The 25,289-nt window shown below is 59.4% G+C and carries 22 protein-coding genes; all 22 read right to left on the reverse strand.

Going from position 1 to position 25,289, the window contains the following annotated elements; translation table 11 throughout:
- Window positions 1–33 precede the first annotated feature (33 nt).
- The 22 genes from Mhypo_RS03125 to Mhypo_RS03230 all read right to left on the reverse strand — a co-directional run bounded on the left by Mhypo_RS03125 (window position 34) and on the right by Mhypo_RS03230 (window position 25,148).
- The gene (locus tag Mhypo_RS03125; protein WP_119339853.1) at window positions 34–1,731 is read right to left on the reverse strand and encodes a M14 family metallopeptidase; all 1,698 of its coding nucleotides are present in this window, start codon (window positions 1,729–1,731) and stop codon (window positions 34–36) included.
- Between the two features lie 186 nt (window positions 1,732–1,917).
- A complete protein-coding gene (locus Mhypo_RS03130) occupies window positions 1,918–3,162 on the reverse strand; it encodes a metal-dependent hydrolase family protein (RefSeq protein WP_119339854.1) in 1,245 nt (414 codons plus the stop codon).
- A 3-nt stretch (window positions 3,163–3,165) separates the two neighbouring features.
- On the reverse strand, window positions 3,166–4,701 hold the full coding sequence (locus Mhypo_RS03135; protein WP_119339855.1) for a carboxypeptidase M32: 1,536 nt from the start codon (window positions 4,699–4,701) through the stop codon (window positions 3,166–3,168).
- Entirely contained in the window at window positions 4,702–5,097 is a 396-nt protein-coding gene (locus tag Mhypo_RS03140) for a RidA family protein (RefSeq protein WP_119339856.1), read from the reverse strand.
- A gap of 51 nt (window positions 5,098–5,148) precedes the next feature.
- Window positions 5,149–5,562, reverse strand: coding sequence for a four helix bundle protein (locus tag Mhypo_RS03145; protein WP_119339857.1), 414 nt, complete (start codon window positions 5,560–5,562; stop codon window positions 5,149–5,151).
- Window positions 5,563–5,564: 2 nt separating this feature from the next.
- Window positions 5,565–6,974, reverse strand: a complete 1,410-nt coding sequence (locus Mhypo_RS03150) for an alpha-amylase family protein (protein WP_119339858.1) — start codon at window positions 6,972–6,974, stop codon at window positions 5,565–5,567.
- Between the two features lie 147 nt (window positions 6,975–7,121).
- The gene (locus tag Mhypo_RS03155; RefSeq protein WP_170148199.1) at window positions 7,122–8,312 is read right to left on the reverse strand and encodes a pyridoxal phosphate-dependent aminotransferase; all 1,191 of its coding nucleotides are present in this window, start codon (window positions 8,310–8,312) and stop codon (window positions 7,122–7,124) included.
- Window positions 8,313–8,560: 248 nt separating this feature from the next.
- Window positions 8,561–9,598 (reverse strand): Gfo/Idh/MocA family protein, encoded by a 1,038-nt coding sequence (locus Mhypo_RS03160; RefSeq protein ID WP_119339860.1) that lies wholly within the window; start codon window positions 9,596–9,598, stop codon window positions 8,561–8,563.
- Window positions 9,595–10,551 (reverse strand): NAD-dependent epimerase/dehydratase family protein, encoded by a 957-nt coding sequence (locus Mhypo_RS03165; RefSeq protein ID WP_119339861.1) that lies wholly within the window; start codon window positions 10,549–10,551, stop codon window positions 9,595–9,597. Before Mhypo_RS03165 ends, Mhypo_RS03160 begins: the two co-directional genes overlap by 4 nt.
- Window positions 10,548–11,918, reverse strand: coding sequence for a dihydroorotase (locus Mhypo_RS03170; RefSeq protein ID WP_119339862.1), 1,371 nt, complete (start codon window positions 11,916–11,918; stop codon window positions 10,548–10,550). Before Mhypo_RS03170 ends, Mhypo_RS03165 begins: the two co-directional genes overlap by 4 nt.
- A gap of 71 nt (window positions 11,919–11,989) precedes the next feature.
- Entirely contained in the window at window positions 11,990–13,156 is a 1,167-nt protein-coding gene (locus Mhypo_RS03175; RefSeq protein ID WP_119339863.1) for a M20 family metallopeptidase, read from the reverse strand.
- 84 nt (window positions 13,157–13,240) lie between these two features.
- The gene (locus Mhypo_RS03180) at window positions 13,241–14,212 is read right to left on the reverse strand and encodes a succinylglutamate desuccinylase/aspartoacylase family protein (protein ID WP_119339864.1); all 972 of its coding nucleotides are present in this window, start codon (window positions 14,210–14,212) and stop codon (window positions 13,241–13,243) included.
- A gap of 96 nt (window positions 14,213–14,308) precedes the next feature.
- Complete coding sequence (locus tag Mhypo_RS03185) at window positions 14,309–14,782, reverse strand: VOC family protein (RefSeq protein ID WP_119339865.1); 474 nt, start codon at window positions 14,780–14,782, stop codon at window positions 14,309–14,311.
- A 61-nt stretch (window positions 14,783–14,843) separates the two neighbouring features.
- Window positions 14,844–16,028 carry a pyridoxal phosphate-dependent aminotransferase gene (locus Mhypo_RS03190; RefSeq protein WP_206074891.1) on the reverse strand — a complete coding sequence of 395 codons (1,185 nt, stop codon included), beginning with the start codon at window positions 16,026–16,028 and terminating at the stop codon, window positions 14,844–14,846.
- A gap of 90 nt (window positions 16,029–16,118) precedes the next feature.
- Window positions 16,119–17,927 carry an ABC transporter substrate-binding protein gene (locus Mhypo_RS03195; RefSeq protein ID WP_170148201.1) on the reverse strand — a complete coding sequence of 603 codons (1,809 nt, stop codon included), beginning with the start codon at window positions 17,925–17,927 and terminating at the stop codon, window positions 16,119–16,121.
- 111 nt (window positions 17,928–18,038) lie between these two features.
- Window positions 18,039–19,217, reverse strand: a complete 1,179-nt coding sequence (locus Mhypo_RS03200; RefSeq protein WP_240637090.1) for an ABC transporter permease — start codon at window positions 19,215–19,217, stop codon at window positions 18,039–18,041.
- Window positions 19,217–20,272 carry an ABC transporter permease gene (locus tag Mhypo_RS03205; protein WP_119339868.1) on the reverse strand — a complete coding sequence of 352 codons (1,056 nt, stop codon included), beginning with the start codon at window positions 20,270–20,272 and terminating at the stop codon, window positions 19,217–19,219. Before Mhypo_RS03205 ends, Mhypo_RS03200 begins: the two co-directional genes overlap by 1 nt.
- Window positions 20,269–21,663, reverse strand: a complete 1,395-nt coding sequence (locus Mhypo_RS03210; protein ID WP_119339869.1) for a M20/M25/M40 family metallo-hydrolase — start codon at window positions 21,661–21,663, stop codon at window positions 20,269–20,271. The genes Mhypo_RS03205 and Mhypo_RS03210 overlap by 4 nt, the downstream gene beginning before the upstream one ends.
- On the reverse strand, window positions 21,660–22,937 hold the full coding sequence (locus Mhypo_RS03215) for a metal-dependent hydrolase family protein (RefSeq protein WP_119339870.1): 1,278 nt from the start codon (window positions 22,935–22,937) through the stop codon (window positions 21,660–21,662). The genes Mhypo_RS03210 and Mhypo_RS03215 overlap by 4 nt, the downstream gene beginning before the upstream one ends.
- Window positions 22,934–23,680 (reverse strand): SDR family NAD(P)-dependent oxidoreductase, encoded by a 747-nt coding sequence (locus Mhypo_RS03220; protein ID WP_119339871.1) that lies wholly within the window; start codon window positions 23,678–23,680, stop codon window positions 22,934–22,936. The genes Mhypo_RS03215 and Mhypo_RS03220 overlap by 4 nt, the downstream gene beginning before the upstream one ends.
- Window positions 23,677–24,459: an SDR family NAD(P)-dependent oxidoreductase gene (locus tag Mhypo_RS03225; RefSeq protein ID WP_119339872.1), complete on the reverse strand. Its 783-nt coding sequence runs from the start codon at window positions 24,457–24,459 to the stop codon at window positions 23,677–23,679. The genes Mhypo_RS03220 and Mhypo_RS03225 overlap by 4 nt, the downstream gene beginning before the upstream one ends.
- Window positions 24,456–25,148, reverse strand: coding sequence for a GntR family transcriptional regulator (locus Mhypo_RS03230; RefSeq protein ID WP_170148202.1), 693 nt, complete (start codon window positions 25,146–25,148; stop codon window positions 24,456–24,458). Before Mhypo_RS03230 ends, Mhypo_RS03225 begins: the two co-directional genes overlap by 4 nt.
- Window positions 25,149–25,289 lie beyond the last annotated feature (141 nt).

Consider the following 25,289-nt stretch of genomic DNA (forward strand, 5'->3'; position numbering starts at 1 on the left):
TGGGGTAGAAGACGGATGAGTCACCGCTTGACGCTACGACAGGGGGATTTCTGCAACCTGTTTGCCCCCTTTCTCGCTCTGAACGACGATGGTCGCCCTGGCGCCGGGCTGGGCCTTGACCAGCCATTCAGTTTTGCGGGCGGTACGCTGCCACCGCTCACCCCAGGGCGACCACGGGTACTTGCGTCCGTTGCGGCCCGCCAGGTGGCCCACATCAGCGACTGCATCGCCCATCAACAGTTCAGCGTTCTCCAAACGCAACTCCGCCTTCACGGTCTTGGCGACCTTGCGCTCGAGGGCGGTGTCGGTGAGGTGGCTGGGCAGGTAGCCGTCGTTGCCAATGACCGCCGAGATTTTGAGCAGGTTGGCGCCGTCGGCTGTGGTTCCCAGTTTTTCGACGCTCGAGCCTCGCACACGCAGGCGTGGGCTGGCAGCGGCGTGTTCCAGGCAGAACAGGGTGTTTTTGTGGCAGATTTCCTCGAGCATGTGCCCTGGTGGGTTTCGCAGCACCCAGATCTCGGCCAGCCCGCCAATTTCCACCTTGCCCAGCTGTGGGTGGTCGAAGGGCTCCCACTCGCGCCAGCCCTTTTCGCCGTGGTGCTCCCAGACCCACTGCACCATACGAACCAGGGTGTCCTCGTCGCGGGGGCGCAGGTTGTAGAAGGCCACCTTCTCGATGCCTGCGGCCACCTCAATGTCCCAGAGTTCGGTGGCGATGGCGGGAATTCCCATTTCCTCAAAAGCCCAGTCCTTTAGCGTGCCGCGCCTGGGCTTGGATTTGTCGGGCGTGAAATCCTGGAAGGAGGAGATGGTCTTGTAGCCGGTGGTTTTCAGAGCTACGTTGGCAAGGTCTTTGAACAGGGTCAGATCCCGTGGGCTTAGCTCATGGTCATACTTGGTGGTGGAAGGGCGCAGGTGCACCCCACCGTGGGTGTGGAAGGAGTTCATCCCGCAGATGTTGGGATGCGCCAGGATGAAATCAATCAGCGCCTTGGACTCGGGCTCCGAACCCGGATACAAACCCGCACCGTACTGGACGGTCTCGGGCATCCAGCCCGCCGGAAACTGGCGGTTGAGGTTGCCGTCGCGGGTGGGTTCGATCTCCACCTCCACCCCGTCGTAATCGGGAATCAGGCCCTCGGGGTAGAGGCGGTAGTATTGCCCGCCGAACTCCCCTGGTTCGCGCTGCACCATCACCCGGGGGTCTTTGCTGCTGATTTTCCACTCGCCGGCGGGGTCGGGCACACGCATCTGCACGATGTAGCCATCTCCGTTGAGGTCGCTCTGGTACAAACCTTTGGTGCGTTCGTCTTCGCTTCCGGGTACGAAGCGCCCATTACCACACCAGCGGAATGGGTGTGCCAGCGAGAACTCGGCACCATCCGGGTTGAGACGGGGCAGGATGTAAAACACCTGCTCATCCAGCAACATCGTCACCTTGGGGTCGCTGCCGTACTGATGCAGTAGGTACCAGGCGGCGTAGAGTGCGGTGGCGCTGGTGGCATGTTCCTCGGCGTGGATGTGGCCGTCAATGTAGTAGGCGGGCTTGTCGGTATCGGATCCGGTTTCCCAGTTGGTGATGGTGAGCAGCCAAATGTCACGCTCCTGGAAGGTTTTGCCGATAGAGGAGAGCTTGCAGAGGTGTGGGAAGGCTGCAGTGAGTGCGTGCAGGTGGGTCGTCAGTTCGGCATAGTTGTAGTAACGGTTGTGAGCAATTTCAACTTTGGTCATAGCGCTGAAACTCCTGAGCCTTTAACCTCGCTCCTTTGATGGGAGAAGACCGGGGAAGAGGGGTAATGAGTTGACTTAGGCGCACCAATGAAAGCTACCGTTTTTGACCCCGCGCCAAACCCCTCCCACAAGTAAGGAACCGACTGTGGTTGCAAATCGGCTTTCACACCTGCCGACTCAAGCCGTTTAACCACCCCGCACCAACTCCACTCCATCCTTGAACACCCGCAGGTTTTCTTGTTTTTGTAGGATACGGACATCTGCTAATACGTCCCCTTGAACCAGGAGCAAGTCTGCAATTTTGCTCACCTCCAGCGTTCCCACCTCGTCCAAATCCAGCAGCTCCGCGCCGTGCTTGGTAGCAGCGGTAATGGCCTCCAGCGGTGTGAAACCACCCCTCACAAACAGCTCGATTTCTCGTGCATTTACGCTGCCGTGCGGGAGCATGAAGCCTGCATCGGTGCCGGTGGAGCATTTCACGCCAGCAGCCCTGGCCAGCATCAGGCTCTCCCACATGGCCTCTCGGCCCAGCTCGAGCCACCTTCTGCCCTGTTCGTTCACGCCCTGCAACTCCCAGGAGTGCTCGAAGTGGTTTTCCTGCACCAGCAGGGTGGGCACGTAGTATGTACCTTTCTCGGCCATTGCCTCGACGCACTCCTGATCGAGCCAGCGCCCGTGCTCCACGCTGTCCAGACCCATCCGAACGGCTGTGGTCACCGACGGCCCGCCCGAGGTGTGAGCAGCCACCTTTTTCTCGAGCCGGTGCGTCTCGTCAATGGCGGCCTCGATCTCGGCATCGGTCATCTCCTGCTTCCAGGGAGTTGCCCAGTCGCGGAAGGAACCGCCACAAAGGTTGATTTTGATGCAGGTCGCACCGCGCTTGACCTGCTCACGCACGCCGCGCTGGAACTGGTCGGGACCGTCGCAGGGGGCGGTCATGCCCTCGAGGCTTACGTGGTCACCCCAGCCGCCTTTATCCATGTGCCCGCCGGTGATAGAGAGGCCCAGGCCGCAGGCCACTACTCGAGGCCCCACCACGTAGCCCGCATGGATGGCCCTGGCAAGGTCAATAATCACCCCGCCGGGGGCGTTGAGGTCGCGCACCGCGGTGTAGCCCCACTCGAGGGTTTCTCGAGCATGCTTGGCTGCCCGCAGTGCCAATAGTGGGTAGCTCATCTCGCTGGCCTCGGTGCGGAAGGCCCTCGACTCAATCGCGCCCGAGTAGGCCAGGTGAACGTGGCTGTCAATGAGCCCTGGCAGCAGGGTGCTGTGTGGAGCGTTGACAACCGTGGTGTTGGCCGGAAGTTCGCCCAAATCGGCCTTTCGCCCCAGGGCAGCGATACGGTTGTTCTCCATAAGTAGAAAGCCCTGCTCAATCACCCCTCCCGCGCCATCCAGCAGCTTGCCCACAAGAAACACCGTCTGGCTCACTTCTCACCCCCTCAGCACATACAGTTCGCGGAACTTGCTTTCCAGGTAGTTCAAGTATGGCTCAGCGTCCAGCGCTCTCCCTGTGGCCTTAGCCAGCAGCTCGTCGGGTGAGAAGGTGCGCCCGAAGCGATAGACGTGCCGGGTTAGCCATTCGCGCAAGGGTGCATAGTTGCCCTCTGCCAGTGAGTTTTCCAGCCCTTCAATCTGCTGTTCTGCTGCCTCGTAGAGTTGTGAGGCCATGATGTTGCCCACGGTGTAGCAGGGGAAGGAGCCGATGTTGGAGTGCGACCAGTGGATGTCTTGCAGTACGCCCTGCGTGTCGTCGGGTGGGGTGATGCCGAGGTAGTCCTGCATCTTCTGGTTCCAGATTTCGGGCAGATCGCGCACGGCCATCGAACCGTCCATTAGCCCCATCTCGACCTCAACCCTCAACATGATGTGCAGGTTGTAGGTCACTTCGTCGGCTTCGACCCGGATCAGGCTGGGCTCGACGGTGTTAACCGCGCGATTAAAAGTTTCGGTATCAATGCCCGCAAGCTGCTCGGGGAAGTACGCCCGCAAGCGTGGCAACCAGTGTTGCCAGAAGGTGCGGGAGCGCCCCACGATGTTCTCCCACAGACGCGACTGCGACTCGTGGGCCCCGAAGCTAACCCCGCCCACTGCGTACAAGCCCTTAAGGTCGGAGGTAAGAGCGCTGCGGGTGAGTTCGGGTGCGATGTTCTGCTCATAGATAGCGTGCCCTGCCTCGTGCAGCACCCCGAAAAGGGCAGTGGGGAGGAAGTGCGGGTTGTAGCGGGTGGTCATCCGCACATCGTTCCGGGTAAAGGAAATCTCGAAGGGGTGCAGCGACTCGTCGAGGCGGCCCCTCGATAGGTCGAAGCCAAAGGACTGGGCTACCTCGAGCGCGAACTGCTTTTGCTGCTCGGGGGGGTAGTGGAGCTCCAGGAAGTCGGTGCGCGGCTTGTGCCCCGAGTCCACAATTTGCCGCAGCAGCGGAACCACCCGCGCCCGTAGCCCTGCGAAGAGGGTTTGCAGGCGGGCGGTGGTCATGCCCGGCTCGTAGAGGGAAAGCATTGCATCGTAAGGGTGCTCGGTGTAGCCGATAGCGCGGGCGAACTCGCGGTTGAGGGCGAACATCCGCTCGAGGTCGGGCGCGAAATGAGCAAAGTTATTGCTGGCCTTGGCCTCGGCCCAGGTCTTGCCCGCTACCGAGCGTAGGTGGGCCAGTTCGCGGGTCAGTTCGGGGGGGGTGCGGCGGAAGAGGTCGCTGGCCTCGCGCACTGCCGCCACGCTGCGACGCTCGGTGGCGTCGGGTGGCAGGTTGGCAACTTCGCCCTCGGCCTTGTCCAGCAGGTCTTGTAGCCGTTCCGAGGTCAGCCGCTCCTGTACGATGGCCGACAGAGTGGCGAGCTGCTTGCCCCGCGTCTCGGTGCCGCCCACAGGCATCTGGGTGCGGGCATCCCAGTTGAGGATCGAGATGGTGTTGAGGAGGTCGTTGACCTCAGCGATGTAGTTGGAGAACTCGGTATAGGCAGACATTCACTCCTCCAAAACTGCAATCACTTCCACTTCCACCTTCACCTCCGGGCTACCCAGACCGGCCACGATCAGGCCTGTATGGGGTGGGCGGTGGTCGCCGAAGAACTCGAGCCGAACCTCACTCACCGCCTTGGAGTCGGCGGGGTCTACGAGGTAGGTGGTCACCTTGACCACGTGCTCGGGCTTCGCACCAGCGGTTTCGAGCACCTGCCGCAGGTTGTGATACACCTGCCGTGCTTGTCCAGCCGCATCGTTGGGGGCGACGAGGTTTCCGTTTATGTCTCGAGCCACCTGACCCGCAACATAAATGGTGTTGCCCGCCCGCACGGCGTGGTTGTAGGTGGCGGGCTTGTAGATGCCCTCGGGTTGGATGAGTTGGTAGAAGGGGGGGTTCAGGGGGTTCTCCTTGTGATAATGGGCAGAGGGCCAAAAGACAAAAAGCGAAACCTAGCCTCCTAGGGTTTTGATGAAGGCGGTGAGTTTGGAGGCGAGGTCGTTAGCGGTGGCGTAAATGGGTTGGGTGTGGTCGCGTTGAATGTAGCCAAAGCGCTCGGCTAAGTGGAAACCTGCAACGACTTCGAGCAGAGAACCTCGAGCTTGAAACAGAAACTTGGCGAAATCTTTGTCGCTGCCTCGCCCTCTACCCTCAGCAATATTCAACGTGACCGAGGTCGAAGCCCGCTTAAGTTGACTGGTCAGAGCGTATTTTTCGTCATCAGGAAAGCTCTTAACCAGCTTGTAAACTTCATACGCTAACTCAACAGATAATTGATAAATCTCAAGGTCTTCAAGCGCAAAAAACCCCGTCTTGGCAAGCTGCCACTTCTTGCCCTCTGCCCTCTGCCCTCTGCCCTCTGCCATACCTACATCAGCCCCAGTTCCTTTAACGCCTGCGCCCCACCGTCCAGGTTGGTATGGTTCATCCCTGCGTAGTTGGGCGAGTAGACGATTCCCTTGGCACCCTCGCGGTAAGCCGCCTTAACGCTGCGGTACACGATTTCGGGCGTACATACCGCCTGGGTGGCCGAGGTGCGCGGCGCGTCGACTCCGATGCCCATGTACACCGGCACGCGGCCTTGCACAGCTGCGACGGTGTCCCGGGTCTGACCGCCTACGTAGGTATCGGGGTCGAAACCGTTTTCCAACACTTCTTCCCAGGGGGCTTCGGAGAGGCCCAGAATGCGGTACATGATGGGGGTGAACTCCGCGGGGGTGAAGTCGCGCAGGATGGTTTTGTGGAAGTCGGTCATCTCGCGCTTATAGATGCCGCCCGACTGGTGCTGGTAGGTGATGGGCTTGACCCAGTCGCAGTATAGGGTTTGCTCGATCCAGGGCCACTGGGCTTTGCGGAGGGGGTTGAGGTGATTGCGGTTCCACACATTCAGCCCGAAGCTCAGGTCGGGGTTGCACCACTTGACGATACCGTAGAGTTCGCGGTCGAGGTCTTTGTTGCGCTCGAGCCAGAAGCGCTCCCAGATCAGCACTTCGGGGTTGCGCAGCAGCACCCGCAGGAACTCCACCAAGTAGCCATCCACAAACTTCTCGCCTTTGCGGGCCTTTTGGAAGAACTCATAGACCTCGCGAAAGGCCAGCAGTACCCGCTCCACGTCAATGCCGCGCTCAATTGCTTCGCGCCGCGCAGTCGGGCTAAAGTCGTTGGCGGGGTTGCCCGCAATCAGGTTATCCAGCGGGCTGCGGCGCTCGTTGCACCACATGATGCCGTCAATCTCGTAGTTGCGGGCGTAGTCCTCGAGGATTGAATGCAGCCAGGTGCGGTAGTGGGGGTTGGAGGTGGAGGGCTCCGAGCCAATGCGCCCGAACTGGTCAACTTCAAGGTACTGGGGCATGTTGGGAATCTGCACGGTATTGGCACTGCCGTGGTCGGCGTATTTGAACAGGGGCTCCATCACCTCGGGCATCACTTTCATACCGCGTGCCTTGGCGGCGGGAATGACCATCTCGAGGATGTCCTTGCCTTCCAGGCCAGGGTCCTGGTTGACGAAGTGGGTGATGCTGGTGTTCCGGTAGAACTCGGGCCGATGCCGGATGTAGGAGCCACCCTTCATCTGGTCAGGTTCCTGTACACCGTGGTCAGGAAAGCCTTCAAGCTTCCAGCTGATCCGCCGCCCCACCTTCAACCCCAGCCAGGAAATCGTCCCGATCAAGAGTACGTTGATGCCAAATCGCCCTTGCAATGTGTCCAGGAGCGGCTCTACGCCTTCGTCAATGAAGCTGATGGGGCTGATCTGGATACCGACAAATTTATCGCTCATAAGTTTGCAACCCCCAAAGATCCCTCATCCCAATCCTTCTCTGGCGCGGAGCGCTCGAGGGATAAGGGATTTTGTTTTGCAAAACTAAATAAGACCCCCTCTCCCCTTGGGAAAGGGGCTGGGAGTGAGGGGCAGTTAACTTTGACCTTAAACATACCGGTTCCAGAAATCAGCCAGCCTATCCAGTGCCCCGTCCATCTGCGGGCGGGGGCACATCAGGCTCAGGCGCACAAAGCCTTCGGCCCCACTGCCGAAGACCACCCCAGGCCCTACCCGTACGTTATGCTCCTCGATGAGGGCGCTGCTGAAGGTCATGGAGTCCATGCCGCTGGCCCGTATGTCGGCCATCACGTAATAGCTGCCGTGGGTGCGGATGAAGGGAAGCTTCATTGCTTCCAGGCGCGAAAGCAGATACCTGCGCCGTTCGGCGTAGGTATTCAGCCGCTCCTGCCAGGGTTCCTTTGGCCCGATGAGGGCGGCCAGTGCCCCGAGCTGCGAGGGGACGGCGGTGGAGATAGAGTGCATGTGCTTGACCTCGGTGGCGACCTGTTTGAGCCACTGCGGAACCGCGATGTAGCCCACCCGCCAGCCGGTCATCCCGAAGCTCTTGGAAAACCCATTCACGGTGATGGTGCGCTCCTTCATACCGGGGATCCTGGCGAAGGAAAAATGCTCTGCACCGTCGTATAGGTACTTTTCGTAGAGCTCATCTGAGACCACGATCAGGTTGTATTGCTCGGCAAGCTCTGCAATGGCTTCCATGGTTTTTTGGGTCACTACTGCGCCGGTGGGGTTGTCAGGTGATACCAGCACGATCATCTTGCTGCGGGCGGTGATAGCGGCCTCGAGGGCCTCCAGATCCCACGACCAGCCGGTTTCTGGCTTGACCGGAACCGTTACTGCCACCCCTCCCGATAGGGCAACGATGTTGTTGTAGGCACTGTAGTAGGGGTTGGTGACAATCACTTCATCGCCAGGGTTGAGAAGCGCCCCGCAAATCACAAAGATGGATTCCTGCGCCCCGTGGGTCACAATGATGTCGGCGGGCGAGTAGTCCAGCCCGTTCTCCTCGAAGAGCTTCTTGGCAATGGCCTCGCGCAGCGGCAGAATCCCGTCATAAGCGGTGTACTGGATGAGACCTCCGGTCATCCCCTCGCGCACGGCATCCAGCACGTAGTCAGGGGTAGGTAGGTCGGGCGTACCCGAGCCCAGATTGACCAGGTTTTTGGCGTTGTGAATGGCCTTGAGCATCCGCGGGTTGACTGGATTGCCGATGGAGTGCTCGAGGTTGGCCACCGCAACCCTCGAGAGCATGGACGAAAAGTCAGTCTGTATCATTGGGCCTCCCGATGTTTGTTTTTGAAACATGCTCGCCAAGCCACCCTGCACTTAACCTGTCATTCCGCGCGGTAAAGACCAAAGGGAGTCGTTGTTCGTGCAGCAGAGAGAGGAATCCTTTGCAGCGTGCCACCAAAGTCACCGCACGGTGGGTTGCCCACCCCTCAGCAAAGGATTCCTCGTCGGCAAAAACCACCTCCTTGGAATGACACTCTCTTGATGACATGAACTGCGAGGTCGGTAGCATTTCAAGACTCCATGCCGAGTTGCCTTCCGTACTCGAGCAAATCAATCATCCGTTCTTGCCTCGAGCTTTCAGCACATCCCAGGGTCAGCACCATGGTTTTTAGGTGATCGCGCCCCGAAGGATAGGTGCTGGGTTCGCCGCGCACCGCCTTGAGGAAATCGTCAAACAAACCACGGGTATCGTCTACAAAATCTTCCTGCGGCGCGAGTTCAATCTCTTCTGGCTCGGCTGCACCGGCCTTCCAGTACTCCAGGCCCCGGAAGATGTCGCGCTGGAAGAGCATCCCGGCACTGCCATCGGTGCGCCACTGGAACTCGTTCTTGCTATTGGTACCCATCCAGGTGCCGAAGTATTGCAACTCGAAGCGGTTCTCGAAAAGGAGCCAGGCCGCTACTGTGGCGTCGGAGCGGTACATGCTCCAGGGGGGGTTGGTAGTGCGGGCCCACAGCTTTTTCACCTCTACGCCGTAGATGAAGCGGGCTAGGTCGAGGTGGTGGATGCTCTGCTCCAAAAGCATCGGCTGTTCCATGGTGAGGGGATATTTATTCAGGAGTGGCCGTTTGCCGTCGCGGTAGCGCCAGTAGTTGATGCGCCCGAAGCCGACCTGCCCCAGCCTGCCACCCTGGATGATCTCGCGGGCAGCCCGGGTGGTTTCCAGGTAACGAAAGTTCATCCCGATACCCAGCAAAACCCCGGCTTTTTCAGCGACTTCGACACAGGCCCTGGCGGTGTCAAAATCGAGCGCCAGCGGCTTCTCGCATAGCACTGGTAGGCCCCGCTCGGCACAGGCGGTGATTTGCTCGAGATGGACGCTGGGCGGGGTGGACAGCACTACCAGGTCGGGCTGCAAGGCCAGGGCTTCATTAAAGGTCAGAACCGGAAAATCCAACATCGGCAGCTTCTCGCGCAAAATCGAGACCGAATCGGCACTCGGGTCAACCCCAGCAATAAGACGAGCACGGGGGTTTTCGGCAATCACCCTCGCCCAGTGACGGCCCCGTGTGCCCAACCCGACAAGAACAACCTTAAGCTGGCTCATGGTTTGATTGGCTCACCCCCACCCCAACCCTCCCCCTTGATGGGGGAGGGGGCTAAATAATCGTTGAGACCATCTTCTAGGCTTACAGTTGGCGAAAAACCAAGTTCTCTCTTTATCTTTGAGCTGTCAATCACCCCGTGTCGTGGGGGCGGGTTGGGGCTGTACTCGAGCAGCTTCTCCAAATCAATTTCTGATTTGAGGGCCTGAAAAGTGCTCACCAAATCGGCGACAGAGATGCTTGGCCCCGCGACGTTGTAGAGGCGGGTCACACTGTCTGCGGGATGCTTGATGATGACCGAGAGTAACCGTGCTAAGTCTTTGGTGTGAAGCCAGTTATATACGTCGTATGGGGCACATTTGAGCCTCAGGTTTTGCCCCGTGTGGATGGACTCGGCAATCTGATGAACAACCGAGGTGCGGCTTCGTGTTGCGGATGGCTGTTCGCCAGGGCCGTATACCGCGTCTATGCGCAAGAGCCAAGCGGTCATTAAAGCTTTACCCAGTTTCACGGCTTGCTCGCTCAGAAGTTTTGAGAGTGCATAGGCATGGGTGGTCGTGGTTATACCCGACTCGTCTATGGGCTTGCTCGAAGGTGCGTAGACCCCGCACGAACTGAAATAAATGAAGTGTCGAACATCTGCAGCTCTAGCGGCCTCCAAGGCATTCAAAGTCCCCAGAACGTTGACCTTGATTACCTGCAAGTCTTCACCCGAAGTGAGTGCGGCAGCGTGCATGAAGGCGTGGGGCTTGGCCTCCTGGGTGGCCTCGAGCAAAGCCTGTTTGTCGAGCACGTCCAGGACTCGAGGCGCACCTTGCAAATCACAAGCCTCAACCACGTAGCCCGCATCTTCAAGGTGCCTCGTCACCGCCCGCCCAACAAACCCACCCGCACCTGTGAACAGAACCCTTGCCCCCCGTGCGGGGAAGGGGCGGGCGGGGGGGAAGTTGTTCAAGGCCGTACAAACCTCCCATCCCCCGGCTTACCCAGAACTTCACCATCCAAGAACACCGTCTTGCCGTTGACTATGGTGCGCACTACCCTCCCTTGAAAAGTTTTGCCATGGAAAAAGTAGTCAGTGTTGCGTGACTGACTGAACTCCCTGGCCCGGTCTACCACCGTTTTGGCCTGCAAATCCACCAGGGTCAGGTCGGCGTCTGCCCCCTTGGCAATCAGGCCTTTGCGCCCGTATATACCAAAGCGTTTGGCCCCATTGGAGCTGATCAGGGCTACGGCCTGCTCGAGGGTCACAAGGCCCCTTGCGGCTGCATCCAGCATCATGGGTACCAGGAACTCCACTCCGGGTGCGCCCGGTGGTGCAGCCCAGATGTCGGCGCGGGCACGCTCCTTTTCCTCCACGGTGAAGGGCGAATGGTCGGTGGTGACGGAAATCAGTGAGCCATCTCGTATGCCTTCCCAGAGAGCCTCAATATCGCTAGGCGTGCGAAGCGGCGGGTTAATCTTGGCGTAGCTGCCAAAATCGGCCAGGGCTTGCTCGGTGAAGAGCAAGTACTGTGGGCAGGTCTCGCCGCTGATGTCCTGGTGGCCTTGCCACTTTCGCAGGGTTTGTAGAGCGTGCTTGGAGGTCACGTGGGCGATGTGCAGTTTGGTGCCCACCAGGTCGTTGAGGGTGGCAATCTTGCTGATGGCCAGTGCCTCCACTACCGGCGGTCGGGACTCGCCATGGGTGGAAGCATCGTTACGTCCAGTGGCTTTCACCAAGGCGGTGTAGTGGTTCATCAGGGGTTGACTCTCGGCGTGTACCACCGTGACCAAGCCGGTTTCCTTCACCAGCTCGAGCGCCCGTAGTTGCTGCCACTCCTCCGGCACACACAGCCCCTCGAACTCATCCAGCCGGTTTGGCACCGGGTCGGTGGTAAAGATTTTGTAGGCAATGGCCCCTTCAGCGGCCATACCTTGCACCAGCTCGGCCCTCAACATCCCGGGCGCGCCATAGAGGGCGAAGTTCACCACTGCCTCGCGCTTGCCCTGTTCGCGGCGGTTCACGAAGATTTCCGGGGTGGCGCAGCAGGGCTTGGAGATAGGCATCTCGAAGACGGTGGTCACGCCCCCAGCGGCAGCGGCCCGGGTCTCGCTCTCCCAGGTGCCCCGAACGGGGTAGGCTGGTGCACGGACGTGGAAATGGATGTCAATAGCTCCTGGTAGCAGGTGTTTTCCGGTTGCATCCACCACTTCCTTGGCCTCGGTGGGGGTATTCGGTTCCAGCAGTGCAGCAATCTTATCGCCCTGTACTGCCACATCCAGCCGTTGCTGGCCTTCGGGGGTGATGACCGCCGCGCCGCGTATCAGAAGGTCAATCATGGTTGCCTCGTTTCGGGTTTTGGAAGAATGCCTGCACCTTTGCGAGGCTAACGATTTGATAGATGAAGGGCTCACGCATGGCGTTCTACCCCCACCTGCATTACCTGTTGCAGAAACTTAGAGATGACAGCCTCACATTGTTCAAGTTCCCCAATATCCACGTATTCGTCGTAGGCATGGGCTACCTCGTAGCTACCCGGCCCAAAAATCACCATGTCGCCGCGCACCAGCCCTATCAAGTGTTTGGCATCGCTACCGGGTAGGTAGCCGACGGGCTCGGCAGGGGCCTGGGTGAGGCTGCTCGAGCACTCCAAAAAAGCTTTTCCAAGCGAGGTCTGTAGCTTGGACTCGAAGGGGCTGGAGTATAAGAACTCTCCTACCTCCACGGTGGCTGGTGCTAGCTCCATGGAATCTACGACGGCTCGAAGCTCTGCCTGCACCACTTCGGGTTTTTCACCAGGAATCACCCGACGATCCAGGCGAATCATGCACTGATCGGCCACTGCGTTGGCGGTCGAGCCTCCCTGAATCACCCCCACGTTGCAGGTGGGTACACCTACCAGCGGGTGGACTCGTTGGGAGAGCTCGTGGTGGTAGTTTTCTAACGCCAGCACCACCCGGGCCATCGCGTTGATGGCATTAACCCCACGGTCAGGGTTGGTGGCATGCACACTGTGCCCGGTGGTGCGAATGGTGGCCCGCATAACCCCCTTGTGAGCAGTAGCCACCCGGTTGAAGGTTTGTTCCCCAACGATGATGAAATCGCACTGCGGTAAATGTCCTGCATCGGCCAGCCAGCGGGTTCCCAGCTGCCCACCCACCTCTTCTTCCGCCGCTCCCACCAGTACCAGGGTTCCCGAGTGTCCCGATAGGGCCAATTTCTTGAAGGCAATCATCATTGCTGCTAAAGGGCCTTTATCATCCACACTGCCCTTGCCATAAAGCCGTCCGTTGCGCTCAACCGCTCTGAAGGGGTCGCTCGACCAAGCTGCTGCCTCGCTCTCGCCTACCGGCACCGTATCAATATGGGCGTGCAGCATAATGACCGGATCACCCGATCCAATCACCGCAACCACACTCCGGGCGTCTGGTTTTTCCGTGGGAGAGAGTACCGATACCTCGGCCCCCACATCCCGTAGCCATTGCGCCACAAATTCTGCAATGGCCCGGTGGTCACCCGGTGGGTTGGGTGAGGGAATCTCGATCAATGCTTTTAGGAGTTCGATCAATTCGCTCATGACGTGTAGTTGGCAGAGGGTTCGGGTCAGAGAGCCGGGGGCCAAGAAGAAGATTGCTCTCTGCTCTTCGTTCTCTGCTCTCCGCTAATCCAGTGTCCCTTGCACTTCGGCGTAGAAGCAGCACCAATCCCCCATCGTCACGTTGGGCAACGCCCGCAGTCCGAAAATGCGCCCGTCGGTAGGGGCATGAAGAGTGTCCAAAACGTCCCCAAAGAGGTTGTAGATGGTGGCGATCTTGTCTCCCTTCTTCATAGGTTTTTTGAACTGGATGTCGGGTTCGGCCACAAACAGGCCGCTGCTGGGGGCCAGCAGGGCATGCTGCACACCGGTGTAGCGAGGCCTGGCATACTTGGGCTTGCCTGCAATCATCTTGTAGTGACGCATCACGTTGAGGGCTGCATCGGCCAGGATTCGCCCTACCCGGTGGAAGGCCTGGGGGGAGGTGGCGCTACGCCCGCCCAACTCCACGGTGATGCCAGTCTTGCCCACCTCGAGCATGACCGCCATGGGGTTGCCCTTGGGTAGGAAGCTTTTGAGCACCAGATCCCAGCCCTCGCCCATGGCCCTGGCTAGCTCCTGAGATTTGTCATCCTCGGTAGCGAAGATGGTCTCCGAGAGGTAAGAGTGGGCGCCGCCCGAGTGAATGGACAGCTCGAGGTCGGCTACCTTGACCATCCACTCCTTATGCGCCCAGGTCACCCGTTCGGAAAAATATCCGTTGGCTCGACCGGGGTAGATGCGATTCATGTCGTAGCTGAAGGTATCGAGCGGATTGCCCCGCGAAGCGGCTTCAAAGGCAGGTGTGTTGATAACCGGAATCAGCACCAACGCCCCGGCTAGCTTCTCCGGGTTTACCTCACGCCGCAGAATGTGGCACATCAGCGGGCCTTCGGGTTCGTCGCCGTGGATGGCCCCATCTATCCATAAGCAAGGCCCATCCTTGACCCCATTGATCACGATGACCGGAATCTCCACGTTGCTGCCCGGAACAGCAATAATCCCGGTAGCTGATGTACCCGGTTTGGCCTTGGCTGTCCCTACTTTGATTGCACCCATGTTGCCTCCACTTGGCAGAGCGCCTAGGGCTGAGAGCAGAGAGCTATTAATGATCAGTGCGTTTGCTGCCCTCTACCTTCTGCTCTTTGCCCTCTGCTAGATGCCCTGTACCTTCTTGTACTCCTTGAGTTCTGCCTCGGTGTACACCTGCATGAACTCGATCTCGACTCCGGCGGCGTCGTTATCCAGAAAAGCGATGAAGCCCTCAGGGTGAGGATGTTTGCCATAGACCCCACAGGCCTTGCAGATGCGGAGTTGGGCGCCGTTGGCCAGGGCGTGCTCGAGGGCCTTGTCCAGGTCGCGTACCTCGTAGCAGATGTGGTGCAGCCCTTCGTGGCCACGCTGTTTGATCCATTCATCAAAACGCCCACCCTCGTCCATGCTCTGGCAGAGCTGGTACTCAATACCACCAAGGGTAAAAAGGGCTACTTTGTTGCGCGACCTGGGATACTCCTTGATTTCGGTGTTTGCGGGTACGCCCAGAAATCGCCAGTAGGTCTCAAGGGCCTTTCGTGCGTCACGCACCGCGAAGGCCATGTGTTTGATGGAAAGCACCTGGGGGTTGTCCATAGTAGTTAGCACAGAGCAAAAAGCACAGGACGGATGGCCAAAACCAATAAAGTGCTCTCTGTCAGTCCTCTGTTCTCAGCGTCTTCACCGCCTTGGCCATTCTGTCAGCGGCTTCCTCGAGCTTCGCCATCGGTTGCAGCAGCGAAATCCGTACGAAGTAGTCGTTGTGGTCGCCGAAGAGGGTTCCCGGGAAGATCATCACCCGGGCTTCTTGTAGCAGCCGGATGCAGAACTCGCCCGCCCCTAGACCCGTCGAGGAGACGTTGGTATAGAGATAAAAAGCCCCCTGCGGCTCACCATAGGTAAAACCCAGGCTGTCCAGCACTGTGCGGAAATACCTACGACGCTCCGCAAAAATCTGCCGGTACTCCTCTACGCAGTCCTGCGAGCCCTGAAGGGCAGCTAGAGCCGCGTGCTGGCTGGCGGCGGGGGCGCAGATACTGATGCCGTGGTGGATTTCGTTCATCGGTACAGCGAGCTCCTTGGGGGCTGCCAGGTAGCCGATGCGCCAGCCGGTCATGGCGTAGGCCTTCGAGAACCCATTCAGGGTGAGGGTACGTTCTTTCATGCCGGGCAAGCTGGCGACTGAAGTGATGCTATGCCCATCGAACACCAGACGTTCATAAATCTCGTCTGAGATCACGATCAGATCGTGCTCTTTGGCCAGCTGAGCCAGCTTCTCCACCTCGGCTTTGGGTGTGACCGAACCCGTTGGATTGGATGGGTTCATCAAGCATAGCATCCGGGTTTTGGGGGTAATCCTGGCCTTTACGGCTTCTGCGGTCAGGGCGAAGTTATCCTTCTGGTAAACGTTGACCGGAACCACCACCCCCCCCGCCAACTCGATGGCCTGGTTGTAAGAGGTGTAACCAGGCGAAGTAACCAGCACTTCGTCTCCTGGGTTGATCAGGGCCAGCATGGCCACATAGATGCCTTCCTGGGCTCCGGCAGTGACGATGATTTCATCGGGGGTATAGTTCAGGTGATTTTCCCGCTCGAGTTTTTCACAGATGGCCGCACGCAACTGAGGCATTCCCTGGGGCGCGGTGTAGTGGGTGGCTCCAGCCGCCAAAGCCCTCTGGCCCGCCTCTACAATATGCCTGGGGGTGTCCAGGTCGGGGTCGCCCCGCCCCATTGCAATCACACCTTCCAACCCGGCTGCAATGCCCAGCATCCTGGTGCGGATGGACTCGTCTTTGTGAACGACCCGATCGGCTATTCGGTATCGGGTAGAGGATGTAGACACGTAGCCTCCTGGCAGCTATCTAGAGTCAAGAGACAAGCGTTGAAAAACTTTTTTCGTCCCCTGGCTCTTGACCCTAGACGCCGCTATGGTTTAGTTCCCCCGCACGAAGATGGTATCGAGGAAGTTGATCCCTTCACCCAGATAGCCGTTGGCCGTGCTCTGGAAAGCGCCGATGGGATCTTGCAATTGGTCTTGGGTATTGCCTACCCGCTTCTTATAGGAGACGTGAAGACCACGGGTGTACAGATAAACGAGCGGGAGGTTCTCCGCAGCCACAGCCTGAAAGCGGTCATAAATGGCCTTACGCTGGGCCGAGTCGGTGGTAGCCAGACCGTCGGAGACCAGTTTGTCCAGCAGGATTTCGAAGGTCTCGGGGCGGTCGGGGCGGAGCTGCCCCGGACGGTTCAGATTCCAGAGGTGGGCTACTCCGTTCAGATTGTAGAGGTTGCGACGGGTGGGGGGGTCAAACACCCCACCGAAATCGGTGAAGGAGAGGTCGAAGTTGCGGGTGCCATCGGGGTTGAAGTTGCGCAGGGCGGGGTTGATCACGCTGCCGTTGTCGGCCACGGTGAAGCTGGCATCAATTCCAGCCTTGCGCATATCTTCAATAACGATGGGAGCGGCCACTTTTTGCAGGGCTTCGGTCGAGACCACTAGCGCGTTCATCTTTATGGTGCGGCCCTGGGCGTCAATCAAGAAGCCCTGGGCATTGCGCCGGGTAAAGCCAAGCCCGCGCAGCAGCTCGGCGGCGCGCTGGGGGTTATAGCTAAACTGGGTACGGCCTTCCACGAAGACACTGGGGTTATACCAGCGGGTATTGCCTGAACTGATGGGGCCATACAAGGGGCGGCCCAGCCCACCCAGCCCCACCCGCAAGATGGTTTCGCGATCTACCAGGTGCGAGAGTGCCCGGCGGAAATTAACGTTGCGGCAGAGCTGAGCCTTGAAGGGGTCGGGGTTTTGGAAGTTACAAAAGATGGTACTGGTCACTGCCGATTGGGTAATGTTGACCTTCAACTCAGCATCCAGGCGACCTGCGCTAATGGCCTGTCGTACCCCCTGCACCTCGTCAATGGTCAAGGGCTGGAAATAATCGAGCTGCCCAGCGATGTAGCCCGCCAGACGCGCATTGGTATCGGCATAGTTGCGGGCGATAATGCGATCCAGATAGGGCAACTTATTGCCTCGCTCGTCCACCGCCCAGTAGTTGGGGTTCTTGCGCAGTACCATCTCCTCGCCTGGGCGATAGGCTTCAACCAGGAAGGGGCCTGCGCCCACAATCTGAGCGGGCGGCGTGCTGACGGTATAAGCACCGTTCACGGCTGCTGCACCACCTCGCTCGAAGATGGGTTGCCAGATATGGCGTGGGACGATGGGCCAGGTGGCCAGGTCAAGGACAGCTGCATCTGGAGCATTCAGGGTTAAGCGAAGGGTGTTTCCGTCTACTCGAGTCCAGCGGAGTGGCCTGCCGTTTTGGGTGAACAGGCTGCGTTGGCGCGAGTTGATCTGCGGATTGGCGTGTAGCTCGGCGCTATAAAGGATGTCATCGACAGTCAGCGGACGCCCATCCGACCACTGGATGCCGCTGCGAATGGTAAAGGTGACATCGAGGCCCCGTTGCTGGAAATTGACACAGACGTAGCACTCATACTGCCCACTGGCCGCATTGAACTGTACTAGTTGGGGGTACCACAGGTACTGAATGTAGGTATCGGAAAGCGACTGTACAGTAAAGGGATTGAAGGTCGGGGGCAACCCTACCAGACCATAGGTGAGCGTTCCACCCATCTGTGCGTTGCCAGCCCCCCCAAACCGTGCGGGACGAACCAGCGGTTGAGCCAGTGCTCCGGCCACCACCAAAACTACCAAAACCAAAACCAACCACTTGAGTTTACGCATGCCTGCCTCCTGGAAAAACGACCTCATAACTGTCGAAGATGCATCTATTGCGCATAAGGCGTGTAGGACTTCATGGAGGTTTGTCTTTTCTACTGGACGCAATGATCATGCTTATCCTCTCCTCGCCTTGGGATCTAGCGCGTCGCGTAAGCCGTCGCCAATAAAGTTGAAAGCCAGCACTGTGATGAAGATGAACAAGCCTGGAATGAGCATCCAGGGCCTGCTGGTGAAAGTCTGCATCCCACCTTCCTGAGCCACTGCCAGCATCAGGCCCCAGCTAGCGTTGGGATCGGAGATACCCAGACCCAGAAACGATAGCCCCGATTCGGTCAGGATGAAACCCGGAATGAGCAGGCTAAAACTGACGATGGCAAAGCTGGCGGTGGCGGGCAGAACATGACGGAAAATAATGCGCACATCGTTGGCGCCCAGCCCTCGAGCGGCCATCACATAGTCCTCTTCGCGCAGGCTTAGCACCTGCCCACGCACCGCCCTGGCTACCCCACCCCAGCGAATTAACCCCAGAATCAGGATCACCACAAAAAACACCACGCTTGACTTTGCGTCCAGCGGAAAGAGTGCCCGCAGCGCCAACAACAAGAACAGCGCTGGAATGGTGGACAGCACCTCCACCACCCGCATGATGAGGTCGTCGAGCCAGCCGCCATAGTAGCCCGCTATCGCGCCCAGTACCAGCCCCACCACCAGGGCCAGCACCGCCGCAAAAATCCCGATGGTAAGGGTTATGCGGGCTCCAAACAGAATGCGCCCAAACACGTCGCGCCCTAGCCGATCGGCCCCCCACAGGAAGATGGTGGCGGGCTTGTCCACCCCGAACAGCCGGAGGGTGAGGGTGGGGTTGAAGCCCCAGGTGTTGCGCCAGGTCTGGGGAATCAGATTGAACGGGAAGGGTACGTAGGGTTGCCCTTGGGTAAAGAAACGGAGGGGATAGCGGGTACTGGTATCTTCTTTGAACTCGAACTGAAGGGTATCAAGGTTGATCTCACTGCGCACGTTGTAAACGAAAGGCCGTGTCAAAGCGCCGGTTTCGGGGTCGCGCCAGTGAATCCGGGTGGGCGGTGCAAAGCTGCGGTCAATGGCTCCCCGAAAAAACGACTCCGATTCCCCGTAAGGTGCAATGAAGTCGGCAAAGGCGGCCAGCACGTACAGGATGCCCAGCACCCACAGGCTGACCATTGCCAGGCGGTGTTTGCGGAACTGTAACCGTACCACCTGGCCCCGCGAGAGCGTGCGTAGCGGAGTAGAACTGGAAGTCATGGGCTCGCTCATCAGGAGTACCTAATCCTTGGATCCACCAACGCCAGCAACACATCGGAAATCAAGTTCCCGATCATCAACAAGATGGCCGATAGCACCAATAGGCCCATCACCACGTAAAGGTCTTTCTGCTGAATGGCAATCACGAAACCCGGCGTAATGCCCGGCCAGCGATAAACAAACTCCACCAAACCGGCCCCGGTCACCAACTCCGGCAACACTGTGCCGATGCCCGAAATCACCGGGCTGATGGCGTTGCGAAGCACGTGCTTGTAGATCACGACCCGCTCGGATAGACCTTTAGCACGGGCGGTGCGTACAAAGTCTGATTGCAAGAAGTCCAGCACCTGACCGCGCACCACGCGGACCAGGCTCGAGAGTCCAGCAGTAGTAATCACCAGGGTGGGTAAGACCAGGTGCCACAGCCGATCCCCCACCTGCTGCCACCAGGAGAGGCTATCGTAAATTTCGGTGGTTCGCATTCCGCCCACCGGAAACAAAAGCCCGTTTCTCAGGTCGTAGCTAAGGAAATCCAGGATGGGCTTGTACCAGGCATTGCCCTGGGCTACCTCGCGCAATGGGCCTTGCAAAAACAGAACGCCGACAATCAGCAGCAAGATAAAAAAGAAGTTGGGAATCGCCAGCCCCACCACGGCAAAGAAAGACCAGACCTGATCGCCCAGCTTGTACTGGTTTACGGCCTGGTAGATTCCGATCGGGATGGCCAGCAAGTAGGTCAGTACGAGTGAAATCAGTACCAGGGTGAAGCTGTTGATGATCAGGGGAACGATGATCTCAGTGACGGGTGCGCGGTAGGTGAACGATTCGCCCAGATATCCGGCAGTGATGATGCCCCACATCCACTTGAAATACTGCACCAGGATGGGGTCGTCCAGGCCGAAGTTTTCGCGCAAACGCCGCAACTGCTCGGCATCGGCGTTGGGGTCGAGGGCAAATCGGTCGGTGAAGTCGCCGGGTGTGAGCTGGATAATGATGAATGCCAGAAGCGTGGCCCCGATAAAGGTCGGAATCAGCTGAAATACGCGGCGGATGAGGTACTGGGTCATGGTTTCCTCTTGGCCATCTCCACGGCGTACTCGTGATAGATTGCGGCAGCGTACTTGATGCCCTGGATGTAGCGGACGATGGGCATGTTTTCGTTGGGGCCGTGCAGGTTGTTCTCGGGTGCGCCAAAGCCGGAAAGCACGGCGGGGTGGGGAATGGCCAGCATGATCAGACCCTGGATGCTGACCCCGTGGACGATGGGCTGGGTGCCGAACACCCGCTCGGCGGCACGGAAGGTGGCCTGGGCGATGGCCTCGCGGGAGGAGACCTTGTACGGGTTCTTGCGGGCGTTGATCAGGATCAGCTCGATGTCATCGAAGCCGTGTTTCTTGAGGTGCCTTTGCAGCTTTTTGAACTGCTCGGCGGGCTCGAGGCCCGGCGGGCAGCGGAAGTCCATTTTGGCAACAGCCTCGGCGGGCACGATGGTTTTAGAACCCTCGCCGGTATAGCCCGAGCCAAAGCCGCAGATGTTGGCGCTTGCGCCATAGTGGGCCCGTTTTAGTAGCTCAAAATCGTCGTCGGTAGAGAGGTGCCGGGCCCCTATCTGCCGCATGAACTCGGCCCGGTTGAAGTACTGTAGCTCGTCGCGCAGGAACTCCAGATCCCACTCGTCGGGCGGGATTAGCGTGTCGTACCAGCCCTCTACCTTGATAACCCCCGTGGCCGGGTCGGCAATCGAGGTGAGGCATTCAATCAAACGCCAGGGGGCTGAGCGCAGCATCTGGGCCCGCCCCGACCAGGTGTCCTGTTTGAGGGTTTTACAGCGCAACTCGACATAAAGGATGGCCTTGATACCCAGGTGTACCTCGGGGCGCAGCGAGGTGCGGTTCACGCCGCCGTCGAGCCCAATGGAGGCATCGCAGTGGAGCCGGTCTTTGTGCTTCCAAACGAAATCTTCCAGGTGGGGGGAGCCAATCTCCTCTTCACCTTCGAACAGGTACTGCAGGCGCACTGGCGTACCGCCCGCTACCGCTCGGTAGGCCCTGGCCGCCTCCACGAAAGCCAGGCAGCCGCTTTTGTTATCGGTGGCCCCACGGGCATAGATCACCCCCTCCCGCACCTCGGCCCCCCAGGGGTCGGAGTGCCATAGTTCCAGTGGCTCCGGGGGTTGCACATCGTAGTGGCCGTAACAGAGCAAGGTTGGCGCGTTAGGGTGGAGGGCGTTTTCTGTCCCCAGCAGTACCTCCGGGCCCCCCTCGGTGGGCAGGATTTCTGCATCCTGTACACCGTTTTTCTGCATCAAGTCCCGCAACAACCGGGCACACTCGGCCAGGCCGATGTTCTGGGCGCTCACCGAGGGTTGACGCAGGAGGGTACGCAAGTCCTCCACGGCTTGTTCGGCACGGGCATCTATGTAATCGAAGACTTTTTGCAGGGTGGCTTCGCCGTTCATGCCAATACTCCCTCCGCGCCCGACCAGCGGGCCCGCAGATCGGGGCGGCTGACTTCCGCGCCGTCCTTGAATACCCGCAGCTTTTCTTGTTTTTGCAGGACCCGGATATCCTCGAGCGGGTTCCCGTCCACCAGCAGCAGGTCGGCTACCTTGCCCGCCGCCAGCACCCCTACCTCGTCCAGTCCCATCAGCTCGGCATTGGTTCGGGTGGCAGCGGTGATGGCTTCCAGGGGGGTCAAGCCCCCCCGAACCAGCAGCTCGAGTTCTCGGGCGTTCATTGCCCCGTGTGGCAGCATAAAACCCGCATCGGTGCCGCAGCCGATCTTGACCCCAGCTTTGCGTACCCGCTCGAGGCTCTGCCACTTGTCCTCTCGCGCTTTCTCCAGCCAGGCCCAGGCTTGCCTGGACATACCCATTTGCTCGGGGGTAAAGTCGAAGTTGCGCTCGTTGACTAGCAGGGTGGGGATGTAGTAGACCCCCTTTTCGGCCATCAGGTCAGCGGTTTCCTCATCCACCCAGTGGCCGTGCTCAACAGTATCCAGACCCCACTTCACCGCCTTGGTGATGGCTGGGCCGCCCGAGGTGTGGGCGGCAACCTTGCGTTCGAGGCGATGCGCCTCGTCGATGGCAGCGAAGATCTCCTCGTCGGTCATCTCCTGGCGGTAGGGCGTGGAAAGATTGCGCCTCGAGCTCACGCACAGGTTAATCTTGATGAAGTCGGCCCCCCGCTTAACCTGCTCGCGTACCCCTTGCCGGAAGGCCTCGGCGCCATTGCAAGGCAGGGACATGGCCTCGAGGTGCACATGGTCGCCCCAACCGGGCGGATCCATGTGCCCGCCCGTGACGCTCAGACCCAGCCCACAAGCCTTGATCCTGGCACCCTGTACGTAGCCAAGGTGGATGGCTTTAGCCAGATCAATAATCACCCCCCCAGGAGCGTTAAGGTCGCGCACGGCGGTAAAGCCCCACTGCAAGGTCTCCAGGGCGTGCCGGGCTGCACGGAGGGCCAGCAGGGGATAGGACTGCTCGCTGACCTCGCTGCGCAAGGCCCCCACGTTGGGGGAACCGCTGTAGGCCAGGTGGACGTGGCTGTCCATCAGGCCGGGGAGTAAGGTAGCCTGGGGTGCTTCAATCACCCGGGCCTGCTCGGGAATCGAGACCGCTCCCCTGGAGCCAAGGCCCACGATGCGACCCTCGTGCTCGAGCAGTACCCCATTCATCAGCGGCTTGCCCCCGTTGCCATCCAGGATTTGACCGACCATGAAGGCTTTCATGTCGTCTCCTCAAGCCCCTTCAACTGCTGCGAAAGCGCCCAGGCGTTCACATACCGGTTGTGGATGCCCTGGGGGGTCTGTAGGGCCAGGTGCACGAAGGCCGGGGTAATCTCGGCGGGATCGCGCCAGATTTTGCGGGTCTCCTCGGAGTAGGTTTTTTCGCTCATAGCGGTCTGGGTAGGGGTTCCCGGGGTGAGGGTGTTGACCGCAATGCCAAAGCGCTCCAGATCCAGAGCAATCGAGCGCGATAGCCCCTCAAGGCCCCACTTGGAGGCGCAGTAGGCAACCTCGTCGGCAAAACCCATCACACCCGCACGGCTGGAAACGTTGATGATGGAGCCGGAGCGCTGGCGCTTCATCACCGGGGCCACGGCCTTGCAGGTGAGGAAGGGTGCGCGGAGGTTGATATTCAGAATGGTCTCCCAGTCCTCGAGGGTGGTTTCCTCGAGGTGCTTGAGCTCAATCACCCCGGCAACGTTGGCCAGTACGTCCACCCGCTCCTGGTCAGCTACCACCCGGTCCACCAGGGCGGTGATCTCATCCGGCTTCATTAAATCGGTCGGAACGGCCACAGCCCAAAACCCCTGGTCGCGCAGGGCTTTCATCTCAGCCTCGAGTTCATCGGCCACCACATCCGCCCCGTACACGATGGCCCCCTCGGCGGCATAGGCCCGTGCCACCGCCCGTCCTATGCCACGGGCTGCGCCCGTAACAAGGCAGACCTTGTGCAGAAGTCGCTTCAAGTCGCCACCCTTCCACCGTCAATCAGCAGTCCAATGCCGGTAGTGAAAGAGCTCATCTCCGATGCCAGATAAAGCACCGTGCGGGCCACTTCCTCTGGGGTACCCATGCGCCCCAGGGGGGTGACGGCCATCCATTTTTCGCGCACTGCATCCGGGTCGGCAGCCTTTTCCAGGTTACGCTGGTTCATGGGGGTATCGATTACCCCAGGGCAGATGGCGTTCACACGGATGTTCTCACGGGCGTATTCGATGGCTAGAATCCGGGTCAGGGACATGATGGCCCCCTTGGATGCACCGTAGCTGATGTTGCCCCCCACGTTGGCAAAGGCGCTGACCGAGGAGTTGTTGACAATGGTGCCGCCCCCGGCCTGGCGCAGCAGTGGGATGGCGTGTTTGCAGCCAAAAAAGGTGCCCTTGAGATTGATGGCAATCACCCGGTCAAACAGCTCCTCGCTCACTTCGTGGCTGGGGGTAACGGGTTGTTCGATCCCGGCGTTGTTAAAGATGGTGTTTAGTCCACCATACTTGCGTTTGGCCGTGCCGATGAGCCGAATCACCTCGGCCTCTTTGCTCACATCGCAGGCCACGAAGGCAGCCTCACCGCCGCGGTCTTTGATTTCTTCGACAGCGTTTTGACCCCCTTTCTTGTCCACGTCGCCCAGGACAACCTTCGCGCCCTCCTGGGCGAACAGGACTGCTGTAGCGCGACCCATGCCATTCGCGGCTCCGGTCACCACTGCCACCTTGCCCTCGAGCCAGCCTTCCGGGCGCTTGCTCATAGCCCCACCTGCTCGGGCTGGATGACCAGATCGGCCTGCTCCAGATGCTGAATGACCATCCGAATGTGGAAACGCGCGGCTTCTTCAGCTGCATCCGGGTTCCGGCTAGCAATGGCCTCGTAGATAGCCTCATGTTCGGCCCGTACGTCATTGCGGGAGCGGTTGGTTCCGCTCGTGGGGTCGGTCATGCGGCGGATGGTGTTGCGGCGGTAGACCGAGACCAACTCGGTGGTCAGTTCAGAGAAGCGCAGGAGGTGACGGTTGCCTGCAACCCGGTAGATCAGGTGATGAAAGTTGAGATCGCTCACCCACAAGGCCGAAAGATCGTCCTCGCGCTCGGGGGTTTCCCAGGCCCGCAGATAGGTCTCGAGCTGCTTAAGGTCTTTGGCGCCGATGCGTTCAGCGGCCAGCCGCGAGGCCAGACCGTCGTGGGCCATGCGACACCAGTACAGGTTAATCACGTCCTCGAGCTTCAGGATGGGCACCTTCAACTTGCCCCCATCGTCCTCGAGGAGGCCCCGCTCCTTAAGCATGACCAGGGCGTTGGAGACAGGGGTGCGGCTGACGTTGAGTTCGGCAGCCAGTTCTACCTCGACAATCACCCGGCCTGGCTCGAGGGTACCGCTGACAATGCGGTCACGGATATGGCTATAGACCTGGTCGCGCAGTGCTGGCCCTTTTGAAATCATGAATGCCCCCAACTTGCACTCTGCATTCTGCATGCAGTATTCGCTAGATGAAGGTAAGCGTAAGGTATTGGCCATAAAATGTCAATCGCATCGGATAACCGAGGAAGACCTCCATCTTCGATTGACAGCATTTGGGTGCCT

It is taken from the genome of Meiothermus hypogaeus, from assembly GCF_003574035.1.
Classification (GTDB): Bacteria; Deinococcota; Deinococci; order Deinococcales; family Thermaceae; genus Meiothermus; species Meiothermus hypogaeus.

Coding starts and splice junctions, on each gene's coding strand:
- Mhypo_RS03125 (WP_119339853.1), bottom strand. CDS start 1,731: ATGACCAAAGTTGAAATTGCTCACAACCGTTACTACAACTATGCCGAA.
- Mhypo_RS03135 (WP_119339855.1), bottom strand. CDS start 4,701: ATGTCTGCCTATACCGAGTTCTCCAACTACATCGCTGAGGTCAACGAC.
- Mhypo_RS03145 (WP_119339857.1), bottom strand. CDS start 5,562: ATGGCAGAGGGCAGAGGGCAGAGGGCAGAGGGCAAGAAGTGGCAGCTT.
- Mhypo_RS03150 (WP_119339858.1), bottom strand. CDS start 6,974: ATGAGCGATAAATTTGTCGGTATCCAGATCAGCCCCATCAGCTTCATT.
- Mhypo_RS03155 (WP_170148199.1), bottom strand. CDS start 8,312: ATGATACAGACTGACTTTTCGTCCATGCTCTCGAGGGTTGCGGTGGCC.
- Mhypo_RS03160 (WP_119339860.1), bottom strand. CDS start 9,598: ATGAGCCAGCTTAAGGTTGTTCTTGTCGGGTTGGGCACACGGGGCCGT.
- Mhypo_RS03170 (WP_119339862.1), bottom strand. CDS start 11,918: ATGATTGACCTTCTGATACGCGGCGCGGCGGTCATCACCCCCGAAGGC.
- Mhypo_RS03175 (WP_119339863.1), bottom strand. CDS start 13,156: ATGAGCGAATTGATCGAACTCCTAAAAGCATTGATCGAGATTCCCTCA.
- Mhypo_RS03180 (WP_119339864.1), bottom strand. CDS start 14,212: ATGGGTGCAATCAAAGTAGGGACAGCCAAGGCCAAACCGGGTACATCA.
- Mhypo_RS03185 (WP_119339865.1), bottom strand. CDS start 14,782: ATGGACAACCCCCAGGTGCTTTCCATCAAACACATGGCCTTCGCGGTG.
- Mhypo_RS03195 (WP_170148201.1), bottom strand. CDS start 17,927: ATGCGTAAACTCAAGTGGTTGGTTTTGGTTTTGGTAGTTTTGGTGGTG.
- Mhypo_RS03200 (WP_240637090.1), bottom strand. CDS start 19,217: ATGAGCGAGCCCATGACTTCCAGTTCTACTCCGCTACGCACGCTCTCG.
- Mhypo_RS03205 (WP_119339868.1), bottom strand. CDS start 20,272: ATGACCCAGTACCTCATCCGCCGCGTATTTCAGCTGATTCCGACCTTT.
- Mhypo_RS03210 (WP_119339869.1), bottom strand. CDS start 21,663: ATGAACGGCGAAGCCACCCTGCAAAAAGTCTTCGATTACATAGATGCC.
- Mhypo_RS03215 (WP_119339870.1), bottom strand. CDS start 22,937: ATGAAAGCCTTCATGGTCGGTCAAATCCTGGATGGCAACGGGGGCAAG.
- Mhypo_RS03225 (WP_119339872.1), bottom strand. CDS start 24,459: ATGAGCAAGCGCCCGGAAGGCTGGCTCGAGGGCAAGGTGGCAGTGGTG.
- Mhypo_RS03230 (WP_170148202.1), bottom strand. CDS start 25,148: ATGATTTCAAAAGGGCCAGCACTGCGCGACCAGGTCTATAGCCATATC.